This is a genomic window from Cereibacter johrii, assembly GCF_001720585.1.
In the GTDB taxonomy this organism is placed as follows: Bacteria; Pseudomonadota; Alphaproteobacteria; order Rhodobacterales; family Rhodobacteraceae; genus Cereibacter_A; species Cereibacter_A johrii.
In genome coordinates, this window is sequence record NZ_MABH01000225.1 from 1 (window position 1) to 18,954 (window position 18,954).

An 18,954-nucleotide genomic window follows, 5' to 3' on the forward strand; every position below is an offset into this window, starting at 1 on the left:
TGGCCGGCCGCGCGGCTGACCGAGGACCGCGACCGCGTGGCCCCGCTCGCCGAGGCGGCCTTCGGCGGCGCGGGGACGGATCTGCATCTGATCGGGGCGCCGTTCCAGATCAAGGTCTGGGAGGCCTTGCTGCGCATCCCCTCGGGCCATGTCACCACCTACTCCGAGATCGCCCAGTCGATCGGCCATCCCACGGCGGTGCGGGCCGTGGGCACGGCGGTGGGGCGCAACCCGATCTCGTTCCTGATCCCCTGCCACCGGGCGCTTCGCAAGTCGGGCGGGCTCGGCGGCTACCACTGGGGCCTGCCCGTCAAGCGCGCCATGCTGGCGTGGGAGGCGGCCCGCGCGGACGCAATCGCGTGATCTCGGCAGCTTTTCGCCATATCCGCCCCCGGAACCCTCTCCCCCGCGCGACGCTTGTGCAATATGCAGGGATGCACCCATCCCCGGGAGCCAAGGACAATTCGTGAGGCGGCAATGAAGATCGTGAAATCCCCCTTTGTGCTGATGACGGCCGGCGTCGTGCTTCTGGCAGGCTGCGACCCTTACGCAACCGGCGGCAACCCCGGCATGGGCGCGCCCGGCAGCTACACCCGTGAAAACCCCCGCGCCTCCACCGGCATCGCCACCGGTGCGATCCTCGGTGGTCTCGTCGGCGCCTCGGCCAGCGACAACAAGCTCGAGAAGGCGGTCGTGGGCGCGGCCGTGGGCGGCATCCTCGGCGGCGCCGTGGGCTCGGCGCTCGACCGTCAGGCGGCCGATCTCCGCAACTCCATCGGCAACAGCCAGGTGAGCGTCACCAACACCGGCTCCGAGCTGGTGGTGACCATGCCGCAGGACATCCTCTTCGCGACCGACAGCGCCAACCTGCGCCCGGACCTGCAGCGCGACCTTGGCGCCGTCGCGCAGAACCTGCTGCGCTACCCGAACTCGAACATCGCGGTCGTCGGCCACACCGACAGCACCGGATCGGCGGCCTACAACCAGGACCTGTCGATGCGCCGCGCCCAGTCGGTGGCGGGCGTGCTGATCGGCAATGGCGTGCCGTCCTACCGCGTCTCGGCCATCGGCCGCGGCGAAGACCAGCCCATCGCCTCGAACCTGACGCCCGAGGGCCGCGCCCAGAACCGTCGCGTGGACATCATCATCCGCCCGACCTCGTGATCCGGACGGGCGGGCCTCTGGCCCGCCCTCCGCCGGAGGCCGCGTGCCGGCCTCCGGCCGCCCCTCTCGGACGACAACCGCCGGGCACAGGACGCACCCTGGCGTAGCGGCTCCGGCCTCCACCGGCGGGCAGGCCCCGCGCCGCCTTTGCCGTTGAGCTTCCGCCCCCGCGGTCATAGATTCTGACCAGTTCGAGGGGAGCTCCGATGCCGTTCCAGAAGATCCAGTCCGAGAAGCTGTCGCAGAGCGTCATGCGGCAGATCGAGCTTCTGATCCTGCGCGGCATCCTGCGGCCGGGAGAGCGGCTGCCCTCCGAGCGCGACCTGTCCGAGCGGCTGGGGGTCTCGCGCCCCTCGCTCCGCGACGCCATTGCCGAGTTGCAGGAGCGCGGGCTTCTCGTCTCGCGGCCGGGCTCGGGCATTTTCGTGGCCGAGGTGCTGGGATCGGCCTTCGCCCCCGCCCTCGTCGAGCTTTTCGCAAGCCACGAAGAGGCGGTGTTCGACTATATCGACTTCCGCCGGGATCTCGAGAGCCTCTCGGCCGAGCGGGCGGCCGTGCGCGCCTCCGACACCGACCTTCAGGTGATCGACACGATCTTCCGCAAGATGGAAGCCGCGCATCTGAAGCGCGATCCCTCCGACGAGGCGGCGCTCGATGCACAGTTCCACATGGCGATCATCGAGGCGAGCCACAATGTCGTCATGCTGCACATGATGCGCTCGATGTTCGACCTGCTGCGGAACGGGGTCTTCTACAATCGACAGATGATGTTCCGGCAGCGCACGACGCGCGAGTCGCTGCTCGACCAGCACCGGCGCATCAATGCGGCGCTGCAGGCGCGCGACCCGCAGGAGGCCCGGGCGGCGGTCGAGACGCATCTGTCCTATGTGGAGAAGGCAGTGACCGAGGGCCTGCGGTCGGAGCGGCACGAAGCCGTCGCGCGCCAGCGGCTGGAGCACGAGCGGAACCGCTGAGGCCTCTCCGGCACCGCGCGGTCCGGGCGCAAGCCTTCGGCGGCCTTCCTCGCCCTAGCGGCCTGCGAGCCATGACAAAGGCCCGGTCCTCGCGGACCGGGCCCTGTCTTTTCTGACGCAAGGCGCTCAGTGGAAGCGGGCTTCCACTTCCTTGATCGACTCGTCGATGGAGGCCGAGGCCGCCGCCGGGGTCATCTGGCGCGAGAGCAGGTCGGCTGCGGCCGCCACGGCCACCGACACGGCCTGCTCGCGGATCGCCCGCACCGCGCCGGCTTCGGCCGAAGCGATCTGGTCCTCGGCCGCGGCGACGCGCCGGGCGATCGAGGCCCGGAGATCGGCCTTGGCCTGTTCGGCCGCCGCCTGCGCCTCGTCCCGTGCCGAAGCGACGATGCGCGCCGCCTGCTCCTGCACTTCCTTCTGCTTGCGGTCGTAGGAGGCGAGGATGGTGCGCGCTTCCTCACGGAGCGCGCGGGCCTCTTCCAGCTCGGTGCGGATCTGCACCGACCGCTTGTCCAGCATCCCGAGGATGCGTCCCGGAACCTTGGCGTAGAGAAGGATCCCCATGAAGAGGAGGAAGGATAGCGTGACGATGAAGTTGGTGTTCGACAGCGACAGGAACGGCCCCGTGGCCGCCATCGCCGGCGACGCGGCCAGCGCCGCGAGGATCGAGAGCTTCTTCATCCCGCTCACCCCTTCATCCGCGCAGCGACAGCCGCATCCACGCCAGCCGGGTCGGACTTGCCGCCCAGAGCCGCCACGAGCGCCTCGGCCGTGTCCTTCGCCACTTCCGTGACGCTCTGCAGCGCACCGGCCCGGATCTCGGCGATACGCGCCTCCGACTCCGCCGATTTGGCAGAGATCTCGGCATCCGCCTTCGCCGTGGCCTCGTCCAGCTCGGCCTGAATGGCCGCGCGGGTTTCGGCAACGATGGCCTGCGCTTCGGCACGGGCCTTCGCCAGCGCCTCGTTATAGGCTTTCTCGGCCAGAACGGCCTTCTGCTTCAGCTCTTCGGCCGCGGCCAGATCGTTGGTGATCGTGCCACGACGTTCGGCGAGAACGGCCCCGATCCGGGGCAGAGCCACCCGCGTCAGCAGGAAATAGATCGCGACCAGCGTGACCAGAAGCCAGAAGATCTGGTTCGGCCAGTAGTCGAAGTTGAGCTGCGGCATGCCGACGGCTTGCCCAGCGTGGCCGGCCGCACCCGCCGCTTCATGCACTTCGGTTTCCATCTCGTTCTCCTGCAGCCCCGATGCTCCGGCCGGAAGGGCACGAGGCCCGCCCGGCCGGGTTCGCCGTCATCAGACGGCGAACATCAGCAGGAGCGCGATCAGGAACGAGAAGATGCCGAGAGCTTCCGCGAAGGCGATGCCGACGAAGAGGTTCGCCATCTGGCCCGGAGCGGCCGACGGGTTGCGGAGGGCGCCGGCGAGGAAGTTGCCAGCAACGTGGCCCACGCCGATCCCAGCGCCGCCGAGGCCGATGGTGGCCAGGCCCGCGCCGATGAATTTGCCCATTTCTGCGATATCGCCTTCCATAGCATTCAGCTCCTTGGTGGAATGGTCAATTGAGGGTTTTCGGGGTCCGACCTCAGTGGTGGGCGTCGCCCACCGCGTCACGAAGATAGACGCAGGTCAGGATGGTGAAGACATAGGCCTGGACGACGGCGACCAGCAGCTCGAGCGCATAGATCGCGGTCACGGCGCCCACGACGACCGGCGAGACCACCACGATCGAGGCGAAGCCCGCGATCACCTTGATCACCGCGTGGCCGGCCATCATGTTGCCGGCAAGTCGGATCGAGTGGCTGACGGGGCGCACGAAGTAGGAGATCACCTCGATCACGGCCAGAACCGGACGGATGGCGAGCGGCGCCGAGGTCACCCAGAACATCTTGAGGAAGCCCGGGCCGTTCTTCATGAAGCCGAGCGCGGTCACGCCGACGAAGACCATGAGCGCGAGCGGCACGGTGACGGCCATGTGGCTCGTGGTGGTGAAGGAGAGCGGCAGCAGGCCCAGCACGTTCCCGCAGAGCACGAAGAGGAACAGCGTCATCACATAGGGGAAGTATTTCACGCCCTCGTGGCCGGTCACTTCCTCGACCATGTTGTGGATGAAGCCGTAGAGAAGCTCGGCGACCGACTGGCTGCGCGAGGGGACGATCGCCCGCCGCCGGGTCCCGAGCACGAGGATCGCCGCGATCACCAGCACCGCGATCGCCATCCACATGGTGACATTGGTGATGTCATACCAGTGGATGTTGGTGGTGCATTCGTTCATCGGGGCGGTGCTCTCCGTGTGGCAGAAGAGCTTCTTCACGATGAACTGGTCCATCGGGTGAATGGCCAACCCGGTGTGCTCGGCTTCCGTTTCCACGCGTCAATCCCCTTTTGCAGACGTGTCTGCCGTTCTGTCCCGATTCGACGCCTGAAGCTGCTGCGCGGTCCGCAGCATCGTCTTCACCCCGGCGACGAACCCCAGCAGGGCGAAGATCATCAGGAAGATGGGCATCGTGCCGAACACCCAGTCCAGCCCGTAGCCGATCGCGAGGCCCAGCAGCATGCCGGAGACCAGCTCGATCACCATCCGCCAGGCGACTTCACCCTGCGAAAATCCCTTGCCTGCGCCGGAACGCTTGATCTGGCGGCCCGAATGCGCCTTCGCGATCCGCTCTTCCAGCGCCCGCAGCCGGTCGGGATCGGGCTCGTCCGCCATTCTGAGCGTCCCTTCAACAGTCCCGGCTTTCCTAAGCAGGGGGGGCAACTGAGTCAAGCAACCATTTACCCAGACTTACCCATTGAATTTACTTCATTTTGTGAGCGGGGCCCGAGGGCCTTCGGCCCGGTTTGGGCGCTAACGGAGGCCTCCGGCACATTCAACCCGGAGGTTGACGATGCCGCGGCCCCGCGTCACATGAAGGTCATGGCCTGCACGCTCGACATCATCTTCTCGGCCCTGGCCGACCCGACGCGGCGGGCGATCCTGACGATGCTGCTCGAGGACGACATGGCCGTGACCGACGTGGCCGAGCCCTTCGACATGTCGCTGGCCGCGATCTCGAAGCATCTTCAGGTGCTGGCCGAGGCGGGGCTCATCACGCAGGAAAAGCGCGGCCGGGTGAAATGGTGCAAGCTCGAGCCGGATGCGCTGAAGGCCGCCTCGGTCTGGATGCAGGGCTTCGGCCAGTTCGAGCCGGTGAACCTCGACGCCTTCGAACGGTTCCTCGCGCGCGAACTGGAGGAGCCGCCGGAGCTGCCCGACGCGGCCGCCTCCTGACGGGCCCCTCGCCGCCGGCTACGGGCTCCGGCCCTCAGGCAAAGAGACCCGCATAGCGCGCACGCAGAAGGGTCTTCTGCACCTTGCCCATCGTGTTCCGCGGCAGCTCCTCGACCAGCACGGCCGCGCGGGGCTGCTTGAACCGCGCGAGCCGGCCCGCGAGCGCCTCCAGAACCGCCTGCGGCTCCAGCGTCACGCCCGGCCGCGGCACCAGCACCGCCAGCGCCGCCTCGCCCAGATCGGGATGGGGCAGCCCCACCACCGCGCTTTCCAGCACGCCCGGCTGTTCGTCGAGCAAAAGCTCCACCTCCTTGGGGTAGATGTTGTAGCCGCCCGAGATGATGAGGTCCTTCTGGCGGCCGACGATCTGCACATACCCTTCGCCGTCGCGGCAGCCGAGATCGCCCGTGAGGAAGAAGCCGTCGGGGCGCAGCTCCTCGGCGGTCTTCTCGGGCATCTGCCAGTAGCCCTGGAAGACGTTGGGCCCCCGCACCTCGATCACGCCGATCTCGCCCGGCGCCACCTCGCGACCCTCGGCGAGGATCCGGAGATCGACCCCCGGCAGCGGGAAGCCCACCGTGCCCGCCCGCCGCTCGCCCTCGTAGGGGTTCGAGGTGGACATGTTGGTCTCGGTCATGCCGTAGCGTTCGAGGATGCGGTGGCCGGTGCGGGCCTCGAATTCGGCATGGGTGTCGGCCAGAAGCGGGGCCGAGCCGGAGACGAAGAGCCTCATGTTGGCTGCAAGCGCGCGCGTCAGACGCGGGTCGCTTAGAAGCCGCGTGTAGAAGGTGGGCACGCCCATCAGCGCCGTGGCCTCGGGCATCCAGCGCAGGATCGCCTCGGGATCGAAGCCCGGCAGGAAGACCATCGAGCCGCCGGTCAGGAGCGTCACGTTCGAGGCGACGAAGAGGCCGTGGGTGTGAAAGATCGGCAGCGCATGGATCAGCACGTCGCGCTCGGTGAAGCGCCAGAGGTGGGCCAGAGTCTCCGCGTTCGACAACAGGTTGCGCTGGCTCAGCATCGCGCCCTTCGAGCGGCCCGTCGTCCCCGACGTATAGAGAAGCGCCGCCAGATCCTCGGCGCCCCGCGGCCGGGCGGCCATCTCTTCGGGCTGGCCCCTCATCCTCTGCGCGAGATCGCCCGATCCGTCCGCGTCGAGCGTGAGGAGCCGCGCCCCGTGCCGCTCGGCCACCGGCGTGAGTTCCGGGGCCTGCGCGCTGTCGCACAGGAAGATCCGCGGCGTGGCATCCCCGAGGAAATAGTCCACCTCGGCCGGCGTATAGGCGGTGTTCAGCGGCAGGAAGACCGCGCCCAGCGCCACCGCCGCGCCATAGACGGCCAGCGCCTCGGGGCTCTTGGCGACCTGCACGGCGATCCGGTCGCCCGGGCCCAGCCCCTCCGCCCGCAGCGCATGGGCCGTCCGGGCGAGGAGGCGGAAGAAGGCGTCGCCGCTCAGCCGCGTGCCGTCCTTCAGGATCATGAGATCGCTCGTCCGCCCTTCCAGCGGGGCGAACAGCGCATCGAACAACGGATTGGCCATTGGGTCCTCCCTCCCTTGGGCCGGGGATCAGAAGTCCGGCTTCACCCCCGGCAGCTTCAGCTCGATCAGCAGGTCACGCACCTCCTGCCGCGCCGCGATGTTGGAGAGGCTAAGCTGCTCCACCCCCGTGTCGCGCAGGTCGAGAAGCGTCAGCCCGCGCGGAAAGAGCTCGCGGAAGATCACCCGCTCGGAGAAGCCCGCGGCCACCCGGAAGCCGATCCGGCGCGAGAGATCCTCGAGCGCCGCCCCCACCTTCTTCTTGTTGTGCATCTGCTGCGCGCCGAGGCGGTTGCGCAGCACGATCCAGTCGATGGGCTTCAGCCCGGCCTGTGCCCGGAACTGGCGCGCGCTCCAGACCATCTCGGCATAGATCGAGGGACCCTTGACCTTGCCGGTCTCGGGATCGATCCGGGCCAGAAGGTCGAAATCGACGAAGCTGTCGTTCAGGGGCGTCACCAGCGTGTCGGCCAGCGAATGGGCCACCTGGCTCAGCCGCGTGTGCGAGCCGGGGCAGTCGATCAGGATGAAGTCCGAGACCGGCTCGAGCGCGGCCATGGCCTTGGCCATCCGCACGTCGAGCGGGTTCTCGCCCTCGGGCACCTCGCTCTCCTCCGCCTCGGGCAGCACGCGATAGTCCGGCATCGGCAGGGAGAGGCCCGAGCTTTCCGCGAAGGCCAGCCGGTTCTCGACATAGCGGCCGAAGCTGCGCTGGCGGAGGTCGAGGTCGAGCGCCCCCACCCGGAAGCCCAGCCGCACCAGCGCGGTCGCCACATGCATGCAGGTGGTGGATTTGCCCGAGCCGCCCTTCTCGTTGCCCACCACGATGATATGCGCCACGGGAAGCCCTCATTCTTGCCCTGTGTCCGCGACTAGCCGCTGTCCGGCATCGGCGCAAGGGCGCCGCGGGACGCGGCCCCATTCCCGCCCGCCGCCATGGCGCGAAGAGCGCAGCGGAGGGGGCAGGATCCGGGCGCGGCCCCGCCCGATGCCCCCCAATGCAAAAGGGCGCGCCCGAGGCGCGCCCTTCGCGAAAAAACTGGGATCCGGGCTCAGAAGCCGAGGCCCGCGTATTTGTTCTTGAACTTCGACACGCGGCCCCCGGTGTCCATCAGCTTGGCGGTGCCGCCGGTCCAGGCCGGGTGGGCGAGCGGGTCGATCTCGAGCGCCATCTGTTCGCCTTCCTTGCCCCAGGTGGAGCGGATCTGGAACACGGTGCCGTCCGTCATCTTGACGTCGATCATGTGGTAGTCGGGGTGGATGCCCTTTTTCATGTCCGCCGCTCCTTACTCGGATTTTTCTTTGTAGTTGGTGACTTCCGCGATCCGGGCCGACTTGCCGCGGCGCGAGCGGAGGTAATAGAGCTTCGCCCGGCGGACGCGGCCGCGGCGGACGACCTCGATCGAGTCGATGTTGGTCGAGTAGAGCGGGAACACGCGTTCCACGCCTTCGCCGAAGGAGATTTTGCGCACGGTGAACGAGGCGGAGATCGTGTTGCCGCCCTTGCGGCCGATCACGACGCCTTCGTAGTTCTGCACGCGCGAGCGGGTGCCTTCGGTCACCTTGTAGCCGACGCGGACGGTGTCGCCGGCCTTGAAGTCCGGGATGGTCTTGCCGAGAGCAGCGATCTGCTCGGCCTCGAGTTGCGCGATCAGGTTCATCGCAAGTCCTTTCCAATGCTCGCGGTTGCCCCGCGAAGTGATGCCGCCTCAGAGCTCTCGGTCTTCATCCGGGTCCCTACCGCGCGCCGCGCAGTAAGCCCGCCAGAGATCAGGCCTGCGTTCCTTCGTCAGCCTCTCGGCCTCGGCTCTCCGCCAGCGGGCGATCTTCGCGTGATGGCCGGAGAGAAGAACCTCCGGGATCGCGCGATCCTGCCAGACGGTCGGCCGTGTATACTGCGGAAATTCAAGAAGTCCCTCCGAAAAGGATTCCTCTTCGGTGGACGCATGATTCCCGAGCACGCGGGGTATAAGGCGCACGGTGGCGTCGATCAAGGCCTGAGCCGCGATCTCGCCCCCCGTCAGGACGAAATCGCCGAGGCTGACCTCCTCGACCGCATAGGCATCGAGAACCCGCTGGTCGACGCCCTCGAACCGACCGCAGAGTAGGGTCAGGCCCTCGGCCCCGGCCCAGTCCCGCGCCATGGCCTGGCTGAAGGGCTTACCGCGCGGCGAGAGATAGACCACCGGCCAGCGCGACCGCTCGGGCGGGGTGCCCACGGACGCGGCATCGAGCGCGCGGGCCACGATGTCGGCGCGCAACACCATGCCCGCCCCGCCGCCCGCGGGATTGTCGTCGACATTGCGGTGCCGGCCCTCGCCGAAGGGGCGCAGGTCGATGGTCTCGAGCGACCAGAGCCCCATCTCGAGCGCCTTGCCGGTCAGCGACAGGCCCAGCGTGCCGGGAAAGGCCTCGGGGAAGAGGGTGACGATCCGTGCCTGCCAGGCACCCTTCAGCACCGGCGGCCCGCCCAGCTCGCGCGGCTGCAGCGAGGGGCGGATGGACAGCCGTCCATGGGATCGGGGGGCATCGGTCGGGTCGCTCATGGCGCGCGGTATGAGCGAAACCGGCCTTGCGGGCAAGGGCGCGGATCGGGGGGAGCGCGCTTCAGGCCGCGCGCGACGCTCCGCGGCGCAGCCCCATGCGGTCGAGCGCCGTGGCATGGGTCGCCGCGGCCCGGAGCGCGGCGATCGAGGGGCAGTCCGGCTCGGCCTGGGGACGCTGCTCGAGCAGGTCCTGCAGGCGCAGGGTCAGCAGATGGAGGAGACCCCGGTCGCTGCCCGCCACGCGCAGGGCGCGCACCGGCTCGGCCCGGCCGGGACAGGTGTCGGCAGCGGCGACCGAGGTGGCCTGCAGGATCAGCGCCCGCCGCGCGGCAAGGCTGCCGTCCCGTGTCTCCCCCAGCCCCCGGTCGAGCGCATCGAGGAGGGCCGCGCTGGTCAGCGCGGGCGCCAGCGCCACGAGGCGCGCCATCAGGTCCGCCTCGTCCGTCTCGTCGGGCAGCCGGAAGAAGGGAGCGACCAGCCGATCCGCCCGCTGCCCCTCGAGCTCGACCGCGAGCTCCTCGGGCACCTCGTCGATGTAGCCATGGGCGAAGGCCAGCCGCTCGGGCTCGAGCGTGAGACGCGAGAAGGGGATGGAGAGCAGCGCGAGGGTGAGCGGCAGGGAGATCTCGATCGCCACGGGACCGGGCAGGAGGCCGGCCGCGCCGCGCCCGACGGCGAGGAGGAGGAGCACGAGACCGCCCTGCAGGACCACCGTCGCCGCCGCGCGGACCAGGGCCTGCGGTTCGCGCCATCCCGAGGGATCGGCCGGCCAGTGCGCGGGCCGCATCACCATGGTCCAGAGGGTGAAGAGCGCAACGAAGGGCGGCACGACGGGCCAGGGATGTCCGCCGAGCCCTGCGAGGAGCGGCCCGAGATAGAGAAAGGCCGTGAAGAGCAGCGAGAGGCGGAGCTGAAGCCCGAGCGGCATGGGATCACCTTTTGCGGTCCTGCGGGAAGGATCGGGCGCAAAAGTGGTGAAGGTTGGGCGAGGACGGGCTGAATTCGGGACGCGGGCCGGCCGCCGGGGGCTGTCTGCCCCCGGACCCCCGAGGATATTTGGGCAGAGTGAAAGGGCTGACGCTCAGTCGAGCCCTTCGGGCGGGTCGGCCACGATGCGGCCTGCAGCCAGATCGACCGTCGGCACCACGGCGCGGGTGAAGGGCAGAAGGAGCCCCTCGCGCCCGGCCGCGCCGGCGACCTCGAGAATGTCGCCGGCCCCGTGGTTGTGCACGGCATGGACACGGCCCAGAAGCGCGCCCCCGGTGTCGCGCACCTCGAGCCCGATCAGGTCGGCGTGATAGAATTCGTCGTCGCCGAGCGAGGGGAGCCGCGCGCGGTCGACATAGAGCCCCACGCCGCGCAGGGCGTCGGCCTCTTCCTTCGTCGTGACGTCCGACAGACGCGCGCCGAGCCCGCCCGCCACCGGCCGGGTGAGCGTCACGCGGAAGCTGCGGTCGCCCTTCTCGGTCGAGAGCGGGCCGTAGGAGGCGATGTCGGTCGGCTCGGTGCAGAAGGACTTCAGCCGCACTTCGCCCTTCACGCCGAAAGCTCCGGCGATGGCACCCACGCAGACGCGGTCGGTCTTGGTCATCTTCGGCCCCGGAAGAATGCGAAGGGTCGGCGGGACGCGCCCGGAGGCCGCCCCGCCGTCCGTGGATCCGGGCGGCCCGCCGAACGGGCCGCCCGTGGGGATCACTCGGCCGAAGCCGCGGCCCGGTCGGCCTTCTTCTTGGCCAGCTCGGCCATGCGCTTGCCCGGCACGGCGGCCTTGGGGTTGTTGCGCACGGCCTTTTCCTTCAGGCCCGCGGCCTCGAGGAAGCGGGCCACGCGGTCGGTCGGCTGCGCGCCCTGGGCGAGCCAGTACTGCACGCGCTCGAGGTTCATCTTGATGCGGTCCTCGCTGTCCTTGGCGAGAAGCGGGTTGTAGGTGCCGAGCTTCTCGAGGAAGCGGCCATCGCGCGGCATCCGGCTGTCGGAGGCGACGATGGAATAGTGCGGACGCTTCTTCGAACCGCCACGGGCGAGACGGATTTTCATAGCCATGGGTTTTCTCCTGTCTTGGCTGTCACCGGGCGGGCCCGGTCATTTCTGCAGTTTCTCGTGATGCCTGATGACTTCGGAAATGATGAAGTTCAGGAATTTCTTGGCGAACTCCGGATCCAGGTCGGCCTCCTTCGAGAGCCATTCCAGCCGCTCGATCTGGCGCGCCTCGCGCGCGGGATCGGAGGGAGGAAGATCGTGCTCGGCCTTCAGCCGCCCGACCGCCTGGGTCTGCTTGAACCGTTCCGCGAGCGTATAGACCAGGATCGCATCCAGCCGGTCAATGCTGTCGCGGTGGTCGCGGAGCAGGCCTTGGGCGCGGGCGGCGGCAGCATCGGTCATGGGGACGGGATCCTCCGGATGTTCAGGACGCGGGGCACTCATACGGACAATTCCGGCACGGGGTGACGGTAGACGAGCACGCCGTCGAGCGTGCCCGGATCGGGACGGGCCCCGAGCCGCTCGGCCAGCCGGCGCGAGCGGAAATTCTCGGGGGCGATGCAGGAGACGAGACCGGGCAGGCCCAGCGCGCCGAAGGCATGGGCGCGGGCGGCCTCGGCCGCTTCCTGCGCATGGCCCTGACCCTCGGCCTCGGCGGTGAAGAGGAACCCCAGTTCCGGCTCGCGGTCACCGGGCTCCATGCCGATCAGCACGAAGCCCAGAAGCTCGCCCCGGCGCTCGACCGACCAGAGGCCGTGGCCGCGCAGGAGCCAGGTGGCCACCATGCGGCAGAAATCGTTCCAGGCCTCGGAGGGCCCCATCGGTCCGCCTATGCCGAGCCCGCGGTCGGAGCCCACGATCTCGGCATAGGTGGCGAAATCCTCGAGCCGGGGGGCGCGGAGCCGCAGCCGCGGGGTCGCGAGCTCGGGCACCGCGGCCGCGAGGCTCGCGGCCTGCATCGCCGCGGAGCGTGTCAGGGGATGGGTCCAGGGCTCGCTCATCCGCGCGCCTCGGGGCCGGGGTGGCGGAAGACGAACGTCGGCCCGTCGCCCGGGAAGGCCGCCGCCGCGTCGCGCACGGCCCCCAGGCGCTCGGCCAGGGCGATCGAGCGGACATTGTGGGGATGGATGTAGCTGACGGCGGTCTTCCAGCCCAGGTTCTGGAAGGCATGGCGCCGGGCGGCCTCGGCCGCCTCGCGGGCAAGGCCCTGCCCCTCGGCCGCGTCGGTGAAGACCGACCAGCCGATCTCGTGCTCGGGCCAGCCTTCGGGGAACCAGGGGCCGACCATGCCCAGCGCCTCGTCGCTGCCGCGGCGGGTGAAGACGAACATGCCGTAGCCGCGCAGCACCCAGTGGCCGACCATGTGGCCGAAGGCGCGCCAGGCCTTGTCGCGCGGCAGCGCCCCGCCGATGAAGCGGGCCCGCTCGCCGGTGAGGAAGGCCGCGATCGGCTCCCAGTCGCGCGCCGCGGGCATCCGCAGCGTCAGCCGTTCGGTGGTGAGGGCGGGGCTTCCCGTGACCGAGATCATGCGTAGGCCTCGATCCCGCCGTCCTCGTCGGACGGGTGGCGGTAGATATGGATGAGCCGGCCGCCCTCCTCGAAGGCGCGTTCGAGCTTGGCACCGAGGCGCCGGACCAGCGAGAGGCTGCGGGAGTTCTCGGCATCGATCATGGAGATGAGCGGCCCCATGCCGAGGCGGACCTGCATGTGGTCGCGCACCGCGAGCGCCGCCTCCCGGGCGTAGCCCTTGCCTTCATGGCCCTCGTAGAGGTGCCAGCCGAGTTCGGGCTCGGGCCAGCCGATGTGGTTGATGACCCCGACACGCCCCACGAAGGCGCCCTCGTGCGTATCGACAGACCACATGCCGTAGCCGCGCAGCGCCCAGTGGCCGATGCCGGCGAGAAAGATCCGCCAGGTGCCGAAACTGTCCTGCCGCCCGCCGATGAAGCGCGTGCGGTCGCTCTCGCCGAAGGCGATCATCGCGGGCAGGTCGCTCTCGCGCGGGCCGCGCAGGACGAGGCGGTCGGTCCGCAGGACCGGGATCTCGAACGGCAGGCTCATGCGCGCCCCTCCGGGCCACGCGCCTCCGGCCGCCGGATGGCGGGGAGGCTCGCGGAGGTGGGGCGCACGGCCTGCCTCATTTCTTCTTGCCCATGCCGAGGCCCGACAGGCCCGGCGGCAGCTTCATGCCGCCCGGCATCCCGGGAAATCCGCCCATGCCGCCCATGCCCGGCGGCAGCTTGCCCTTCATGGCGGCGGCCGCCGCCTGCATCTCCTCGGGGCTGACGCCGGACATGTCCGGCATGCCGCCGCCCTTGCCCATCATCTGTTTCAGGGCCTGCTTCATCATGCCGCCCTTGCCCATCTTCTTCATCATGTCGGCCATCTGCCGGTGCTGCTTCAGCAGCCGGTTCAGCTCCTGCACCTCGAGCCCCGCGCCGGCGGCGATCCGCTTCTTGCGGCTAGCCTGAAGAAGGTCGGGGTTCGCCCGCTCCTTCTTGGTCATCGAGTTGATGAGGGCGACCTGACGGCGGATGAACCTGTCGTCGAAGCCCGCTTCCTCGGCGGCCTTCGACATCTTGCCCATGCCGGGCAACATGCCCATCATGCTCTGGATGCCGCCCATCTTGAGCATCTGCTCGAGCTGCATCTTGAGGTCGTTCATGTTGAAGAGGCCCTTCTGGAACCGCTTCATCATCTTGGCGGCCTGCTCGGCCTCGAAGGTCTCCTGCGCCTTCTCGACGAGGGCCACGATGTCGCCCATGCCGAGGATGCGGCCGGCGATCCGCTCGGGCTCGAAGGTCTCGAGCGCGTCCATCTTCTCGCCGAGACCCACGAAGCGGATCGGCTTGCCGGTCACGGCGCGCATCGAGAGCGCGGCGCCGCCGCGTCCGTCGCCGTCCATCCGGGTCAGAACCACGCCCGAGATGCCCACCTTGCCGTCGAACTCGGCCGCGACATTCACCGCGTCCTGCCCCGTGAGGCCGTCGACGACGAGCAGCGTCTCGCGCGGCTGCGCGAGGTCGCGCACCGCCTGAACCTCGTCCATCAGCACTTCGTCGATGTGCAGCCGGCCCGCGGTGTCGAGCATGATGACGTCGTAGCCGCCCATCGCCCCTTGCGTCTTGGCGCGCTTGGCGATCTGGACGGCGCTCTCGCCCTTGACGATGGGCAGCGTGTCCACGCCGATCTGCGCCCCGAGGATCTGGAGCTGCTCCATCGCCGCCGGGCGGTTGGTGTCGAGCGAGGCCATCAGCACCCGCTTGCCCTGCCGCTCGGCCAGCCGTTTGGCGAGCTTGGCCGTCGTCGTCGTCTTGCCCGAGCCCTGAAGGCCCACCATCAGGATGGTGGCGGGCGGGTTGTCGATCTTGAGCGCGTCGGCCTCGCCCTCGCCGCGCAGGACGGACACGAGTTCGTCATGGACGATCTTCACGACCTGCTGGCCCGGCGTCACCGACTTGGTGACGCCCTGGCCCGTGGCCTTTTCCTGAACCTTCTTGACGAAATCCCGCGCCACGGGCAGCGACACGTCGGCTTCGAGCAGGGCGACGCGCACCTCGCGCAGCGCGGTCGCCACGTCGTCCTCGGTCAGCGCCCCCTGCTTGGTGAGCCGCTCGAACACGCCGCCTAGGCGTTCGGACAGACTTTCGAACATCGCGGTCTCCCCCGACCTGTTGAACTCTGCCCCGACCTAGGACGGGACGGCGAAAATCACAACGGCACCCATGGGCGCATCGCGCTGATGGGTGGCGATCCCGGTCGTGCACCGGGACCGGAGGCTCCAACGGAACTCCGGAAATCTTCGCGGCGATACGCTTCCTCGGGCGCGGAGTCAACCCATGCAGGGGATCCGGGCCCGGCCCAAGCAAAAGGCGCGTCCCTTGCGGGGCGCGCCTTTCCTCCGGCGGGAGCGGCCGGAGCGCGGCAACGGGAGGTCAGCCGTTGCTGCGGTCGACCGGTTGCAGCGCGATCAGCTCCGACAGGGTGTAGTCGGCCGGGTTGACGCCCAGCGACCGGGCGAGCTGCGCCTTGGCCACGATGGAGTCCGCCTGCACCGTGTTGCCGGTCTCACCCTTCAGGATGAAGGCCTCGGTCGCGCGGTTGCCCGACTCGATGGCGCCATAGAGCTTCACGAGCTCGGTGGGGCTGTATTGTCCGTGCGGAACCCCGAGCGCGAGCTCGAGCTGACGCACCGAAGCGGCATCCATCGCCTGCGTCGCTTCCGCGCCTTTCGGGTGGGCGAGGATCCATTGCACCAGCGCGGGCTTGTGCGCGGCGCGCGCGGCCTTCAGGCTGACGATCTGGCCGAGGCTGTAGTTTTCGGCCGAAACGCCCGCGCCGGCCGCGAACTGCGCCGTGCTCGTGTCGGCGAAGGCAGCGCCGGTCGAGCCGGCGATGGCGAGGACGAGGGCGGCGGGAATGAACTTGAACGACATCTCATGTCTCCTGCTAGGCCGTCCGCCCCTGCGGATCGGCCGATTATCCTTTGCGGGCCGTGGCTTGCGCTCCCTCCGTATCCGGCTTGGGGGCTGTCTCCGCAGCTCGTGACGAAGATGTAGCCTCTGAGCGTTAGCTGTGTAAGTTCCCGGCTCGGCCAGTATACTGTGCACAGACGCACATCACTTCCACGCGATTCGGACGGGGGCAGACATGGGATTCGAGAACTGGGACGAGGTGCGGACCGCCTTTCAGGTGGCGCGGCTCGGCACCGTGTCGGGAGCGGCCGAGGTGCTCGGCGTGCATCATGCGACCGTCATCCGGCATATCGACGCGCTCGAGCGGCGGCTCGGCGCGCGGCTCTTCCAGCGCCATGCGCGCGGCTACACGCCGACCGAAGCGGGCCGCGACCTCCTCCTCGTGGCCCAGACCACCGAGGAGCAGTTCTCGCAGCTGTCGAGCCGCATCAAGGGCAACGGCGAGACGGTGGCGGGCGAGCTGGTGGTGACGTCGGTCCCGGGCTTCTCGAGCCTCATCACACCGGTCCTCACCAGCTTTCAGGACCGCCATCCCGCGGTCGTGGTGCGCTACCTGACCGACCTGCGCCTCTTCCGTCTCGAATATGGCGAGGCGCATGTGGCGATCCGCGCGGGCGCGACCCCGGAAGAGCCCGACAATGTGGTCCAGCCGCTCGCGCGTCTGCGCACCGCGCTTTATGCCGCGCCCGCCTATGCGGCGGCGCATGGCCTGCCCGCGGGCCCCGAGGAGTTCGAGCGGCACCGGTTCGTCGGCGCCGACATTCCCCGCGCGCCCTATCATCGCTGGCTGCGCGATCAGGTCTCGCCCGACCGGATCACCTTCCGCGGCACGGAATCGGCCGCGCTCGCGGATGCGGTGCGGCAGGGCGCGGGGCTCGGCTTCCTGCCGGTGCGGGAGGCCAAGGGCACCGACCTGATCGAGATCCTGCCGCCTCGTCCGGAATGGGAGGCCCCGATCTGGATCGTCACCCATGTCGATCTGCACCGCACGCTGAAGGTGCAGAACTTCCTCTCCCATCTGAAGGAAGCCGCGAAGGACTGGGTGGACGTCTGAAACCCGGCGGCTGCCGTGGGCAAGGGCATAGGCGCCATTGCTCACGGGCGGTGGCCCGATCGTAGACTGACAGGAAAGGGGAAGTGGCGCACCCGGAGCGATTCGAACGCCCGACCCTCAGATTCGTAGTCTGATGCTCTATCCAGCTGAGCTACGGGTGCGTGGTGACGGCGATTTAGCCGGGGCCGCCGGACAATGCAAGGGCCGATCCGAAGATTTCTTCCGGTCCCGGACGCTGTGCCGGCCGGGGGGGGCCTGCCGGACGGGGCCGCGGCCCTTCTGCGAAAGGCGCCGGCGCCTTGCCGGGGCTCGATGATTTTCTGACGCGGCTGTGCAGAGGGGAGCGCCCGCTCAGCCGCAGGGCTCGCCGGACCTTGCCCATGGGGAGGGCATGGCCCGCAGGTCGGACAGGCGGCGCGCGCGGAAGAGCTTGCTCAGCCCCCGGCCCCGCCGGGCCTTCAAGAAGGGAGAGGGCCTGGCATGCAGGATGGTCGGGCTATGCAGGCAGCGCGCAAGGACGGCCCCGAGGGACCAAGGAGGAATCAGACGAGGGCGGTGAGGCCTGCGCCCTTCGGCAGGCGGATGATGAACTCCGTCCCGTCGCTGTCGCTCCGCAGCAGGTCAAGCCGCCCGCCGTGGCCCCGCACCAGCTCGGCCGAGATTGCCAGCCCGAGGCCCGATCCCCCCTTGCGCGCCCCGCCCTGAAAGGCGGTGAAAAGATGCTCGCGCGCCTTGGGCGGCAGGCCCGGCCCGGTGTCGCCCACCTTGATCCACCACTCCTCCTCGCCCTCGCCCGCCGAGAGCTCGATGGTGCCGGGTCGGCCCGCCGTCTCGAGCGCCTGACGCGCATTGCGCACGAGGTTGCCCAGCACGCGATAGAGCTGCTCGCCGTCGGCGCGGATCACCATGTTCGGTGCCACGTCGATCAGGCAGCCCACGCTGGCATCCGCGACCAGCGATTCGGCCTCGGCCACCTCTTCCATCAGCCGGCGCAGCGGCACCCGCGTGATCTGGGGCGGCGGCTCCTCGGCGCGCCCGAAGGTCAGCGTCGATTCGCACAGCGAGACCGCGCGCCGGATCGACCCCACGAGCTTCGGCGCCGCCCGGGCCACCGCCGGATCCTCGGAGGCCGACAGCCGGTCGGCAAACAGTTGCGCCGTCGTCAGGATGTTGCGCAGATCGTGGCTGATCTTGGCCACCGCCCCGCCGAGCTGCGCCAGACGTTCCTTCTGGCGCAGCGCGCCGATGAGCTGGGTCTGCATCATCTGCAGCGCCTCCTCGGCCTCGCGCAGCTCGCGGATGCCGGCGGTGGGCGAGATCACCCGGCGCGCATCCTCGGGCGCTTCGGCATAGGCGGTCATGTGGGTGACGACGCGCCGGATCGGCACCACCAGCAGCCGCCGCACCGCGAGGAACAGCAGAAGCGCCGTCACCATCGAGATCAGCGCCGAGAAGACGAGCACCCGCGCCCCATGCTCGAGCATGGCCTTGCGCATCGGGCCGCGTTCGAGCGCGACCTCGATCTGCTGGCCGCCGCTCTCGACCGGCTCGCTGATCACGCGAATCACGCCCTGCTTGTCGAGCACATCCATGAAGGCGTCGCGGATCAGCCCCAGAGGCCCCGCGAGGCGCAGGTCGTAGGTCTGCTCCACCGGCACGGGGATGGGCGAGGACAGCACAAGTTGGCGCACCTCGTCGCGGCGCAGGACCACGTTGTAGACGCCCGCATTGGCCAGAAGCTCCGCCTCGAGGTCGGGCGCGATCATGTCGTCCGCCGCAAGCAGGGCCAGCGAGGCGATCTGCGCCTTCTCCAGCCGGAGGAGCAGGTAATCCTCGCGGAAACGCGCCACCGACGGCACGAGGATCAGCACCTCCGCCAGCATGACGAAGGCGGCGGTCAGCATCAGGAACCGCCCGGAGAGCGTGTTCAGGAACCGCCGCAAGATCTTGT

25 protein-coding genes and 1 tRNA gene are annotated in these 18,954 nt (G+C 69.3%); 5 read left to right on the forward strand and 21 right to left on the reverse strand.

Translation table 11 applies throughout. From position 1 onward, the window contains the following. The 3 genes from A9O63_RS18575 to A9O63_RS18585 all read left to right on the forward strand — a co-directional run. Positions 1–363: methylated-DNA--[protein]-cysteine S-methyltransferase (locus A9O63_RS18575; RefSeq protein WP_141703126.1), on the forward strand; the 363-nt coding region annotated here is incomplete at its 5' end. A gap of 114 nt (positions 364–477) precedes the next feature. Next, positions 478–1,164, forward strand: a complete 687-nt coding sequence (locus A9O63_RS18580; RefSeq protein WP_069333247.1) for an OmpA family protein — start codon at positions 478–480, stop codon at positions 1,162–1,164. A 206-nt stretch (positions 1,165–1,370) separates the two neighbouring features. Then, entirely contained in the window at positions 1,371–2,138 is a 768-nt protein-coding gene (locus A9O63_RS18585) for a FadR/GntR family transcriptional regulator (protein WP_069333248.1), read from the forward strand. Positions 2,139–2,264: 126 nt separating this feature from the next. On the opposite strand, the gene A9O63_RS18590 is transcribed toward A9O63_RS18585, so the two are convergent. The 5 genes from A9O63_RS18590 to A9O63_RS18610 form a co-directional block, all read right to left on the reverse strand. Then, entirely contained in the window at positions 2,265–2,819 is a 555-nt protein-coding gene (locus A9O63_RS18590; RefSeq protein ID WP_069333249.1) for a F0F1 ATP synthase subunit B, read from the reverse strand. A 5-nt stretch (positions 2,820–2,824) separates the two neighbouring features. Beyond that, positions 2,825–3,367 carry a F0F1 ATP synthase subunit B' gene (locus A9O63_RS18595; protein ID WP_069333250.1) on the reverse strand — a complete coding sequence of 181 codons (543 nt, stop codon included), beginning with the start codon at positions 3,365–3,367 and terminating at the stop codon, positions 2,825–2,827. A 69-nt stretch (positions 3,368–3,436) separates the two neighbouring features. Continuing rightward, on the reverse strand, positions 3,437–3,673 hold the full coding sequence (locus tag A9O63_RS18600) for a F0F1 ATP synthase subunit C (RefSeq protein WP_002721372.1): 237 nt from the start codon (positions 3,671–3,673) through the stop codon (positions 3,437–3,439). Positions 3,674–3,725: 52 nt separating this feature from the next. Then, positions 3,726–4,511 carry a F0F1 ATP synthase subunit A gene (locus A9O63_RS18605; protein ID WP_009563085.1) on the reverse strand — a complete coding sequence of 262 codons (786 nt, stop codon included), beginning with the start codon at positions 4,509–4,511 and terminating at the stop codon, positions 3,726–3,728. A 3-nt stretch (positions 4,512–4,514) separates the two neighbouring features. After that, on the reverse strand, positions 4,515–4,850 hold the full coding sequence (locus tag A9O63_RS18610; protein WP_002721377.1) for an AtpZ/AtpI family protein: 336 nt from the start codon (positions 4,848–4,850) through the stop codon (positions 4,515–4,517). 207 nt (positions 4,851–5,057) lie between these two features. Here A9O63_RS18610 and A9O63_RS18615 point away from each other — a divergent pair, with 207 nt between their 5' ends. Next, the gene (locus A9O63_RS18615; RefSeq protein WP_011841832.1) at positions 5,058–5,411 is read left to right on the forward strand and encodes an ArsR/SmtB family transcription factor; all 354 of its coding nucleotides are present in this window, start codon (positions 5,058–5,060) and stop codon (positions 5,409–5,411) included. 34 nt (positions 5,412–5,445) lie between these two features. Here A9O63_RS18615 and A9O63_RS18620 read toward each other — a convergent pair whose 3' ends face one another. The 14 genes from A9O63_RS18620 to A9O63_RS18685 all read right to left on the reverse strand — a co-directional run bounded on the left by A9O63_RS18620 (position 5,446) and on the right by A9O63_RS18685 (position 15,910). After that, positions 5,446–6,951, reverse strand: a complete 1,506-nt coding sequence (locus tag A9O63_RS18620; protein WP_069333251.1) for a malonate--CoA ligase — start codon at positions 6,949–6,951, stop codon at positions 5,446–5,448. A gap of 27 nt (positions 6,952–6,978) precedes the next feature. Next, positions 6,979–7,788 (reverse strand): division plane positioning ATPase MipZ, encoded by an 810-nt coding sequence (locus A9O63_RS18625; protein WP_069333252.1) that lies wholly within the window; start codon positions 7,786–7,788, stop codon positions 6,979–6,981. 212 nt (positions 7,789–8,000) lie between these two features. Continuing rightward, the gene (gene rpmE / locus A9O63_RS18630; RefSeq protein WP_002721385.1) at positions 8,001–8,222 is read right to left on the reverse strand and encodes a 50S ribosomal protein L31; all 222 of its coding nucleotides are present in this window, start codon (positions 8,220–8,222) and stop codon (positions 8,001–8,003) included. 12 nt (positions 8,223–8,234) lie between these two features. Then, complete coding sequence (rplS, locus tag A9O63_RS18635) at positions 8,235–8,609, reverse strand: 50S ribosomal protein L19 (RefSeq protein ID WP_002721387.1); 375 nt, start codon at positions 8,607–8,609, stop codon at positions 8,235–8,237. A 48-nt stretch (positions 8,610–8,657) separates the two neighbouring features. Then, complete coding sequence (trmD, locus tag A9O63_RS18640) at positions 8,658–9,494, reverse strand: tRNA (guanosine(37)-N1)-methyltransferase TrmD (RefSeq protein ID WP_084296052.1); 837 nt, start codon at positions 9,492–9,494, stop codon at positions 8,658–8,660. A 61-nt stretch (positions 9,495–9,555) separates the two neighbouring features. Further along, the gene (locus tag A9O63_RS18645; RefSeq protein ID WP_069333253.1) at positions 9,556–10,422 is read right to left on the reverse strand and encodes a hypothetical protein; all 867 of its coding nucleotides are present in this window, start codon (positions 10,420–10,422) and stop codon (positions 9,556–9,558) included. Positions 10,423–10,575: 153 nt separating this feature from the next. Further along, the gene (gene rimM, locus A9O63_RS18650) at positions 10,576–11,085 is read right to left on the reverse strand and encodes a ribosome maturation factor RimM (RefSeq protein WP_002721394.1); all 510 of its coding nucleotides are present in this window, start codon (positions 11,083–11,085) and stop codon (positions 10,576–10,578) included. 101 nt (positions 11,086–11,186) lie between these two features. Beyond that, on the reverse strand, positions 11,187–11,537 hold the full coding sequence (gene rpsP, locus A9O63_RS18655; RefSeq protein ID WP_009563092.1) for a 30S ribosomal protein S16: 351 nt from the start codon (positions 11,535–11,537) through the stop codon (positions 11,187–11,189). 39 nt (positions 11,538–11,576) lie between these two features. Continuing rightward, the gene (locus A9O63_RS18660; RefSeq protein ID WP_009563093.1) at positions 11,577–11,876 is read right to left on the reverse strand and encodes a chorismate mutase; all 300 of its coding nucleotides are present in this window, start codon (positions 11,874–11,876) and stop codon (positions 11,577–11,579) included. A 38-nt stretch (positions 11,877–11,914) separates the two neighbouring features. Then, the gene (locus tag A9O63_RS18665; protein ID WP_069333254.1) at positions 11,915–12,475 is read right to left on the reverse strand and encodes a GNAT family N-acetyltransferase; all 561 of its coding nucleotides are present in this window, start codon (positions 12,473–12,475) and stop codon (positions 11,915–11,917) included. Next, positions 12,472–13,002, reverse strand: a complete 531-nt coding sequence (locus tag A9O63_RS18670; RefSeq protein WP_069333255.1) for a GNAT family N-acetyltransferase — start codon at positions 13,000–13,002, stop codon at positions 12,472–12,474. Before A9O63_RS18670 ends, A9O63_RS18665 begins: the two co-directional genes overlap by 4 nt. Next, entirely contained in the window at positions 12,999–13,535 is a 537-nt protein-coding gene (locus tag A9O63_RS18675; RefSeq protein ID WP_069333256.1) for a GNAT family N-acetyltransferase, read from the reverse strand. The genes A9O63_RS18670 and A9O63_RS18675 overlap by 4 nt, the downstream gene beginning before the upstream one ends. Positions 13,536–13,611: 76 nt before the next feature. Beyond that, the gene (gene ffh, locus A9O63_RS18680) at positions 13,612–15,129 is read right to left on the reverse strand and encodes a signal recognition particle protein (RefSeq protein WP_009563096.1); all 1,518 of its coding nucleotides are present in this window, start codon (positions 15,127–15,129) and stop codon (positions 13,612–13,614) included. 280 nt (positions 15,130–15,409) lie between these two features. Further along, a complete protein-coding gene (locus tag A9O63_RS18685) occupies positions 15,410–15,910 on the reverse strand; it encodes a hypothetical protein (RefSeq protein WP_069333257.1) in 501 nt (166 codons plus the stop codon). A gap of 214 nt (positions 15,911–16,124) precedes the next feature. On the opposite strand from A9O63_RS18685, the gene A9O63_RS18690 reads away from it, so the two are divergent. Continuing rightward, on the forward strand, positions 16,125–17,003 hold the full coding sequence (locus tag A9O63_RS18690) for a LysR family transcriptional regulator (protein ID WP_069333258.1): 879 nt from the start codon (positions 16,125–16,127) through the stop codon (positions 17,001–17,003). A gap of 84 nt (positions 17,004–17,087) precedes the next feature. Here the strand turns inward: A9O63_RS18690 and A9O63_RS18695 are convergent. Both A9O63_RS18695 and A9O63_RS18700 read right to left on the reverse strand, forming a co-directional pair. Beyond that, a tRNA-Arg gene (locus A9O63_RS18695) sits at positions 17,088–17,164 on the reverse strand. Between the two features lie 381 nt (positions 17,165–17,545). Beyond that, positions 17,546–18,946 carry a sensor histidine kinase gene (locus A9O63_RS18700; protein WP_069333259.1) on the reverse strand — a complete coding sequence of 467 codons (1,401 nt, stop codon included), beginning with the start codon at positions 18,944–18,946 and terminating at the stop codon, positions 17,546–17,548. Positions 18,947–18,954 lie beyond the last annotated feature (8 nt).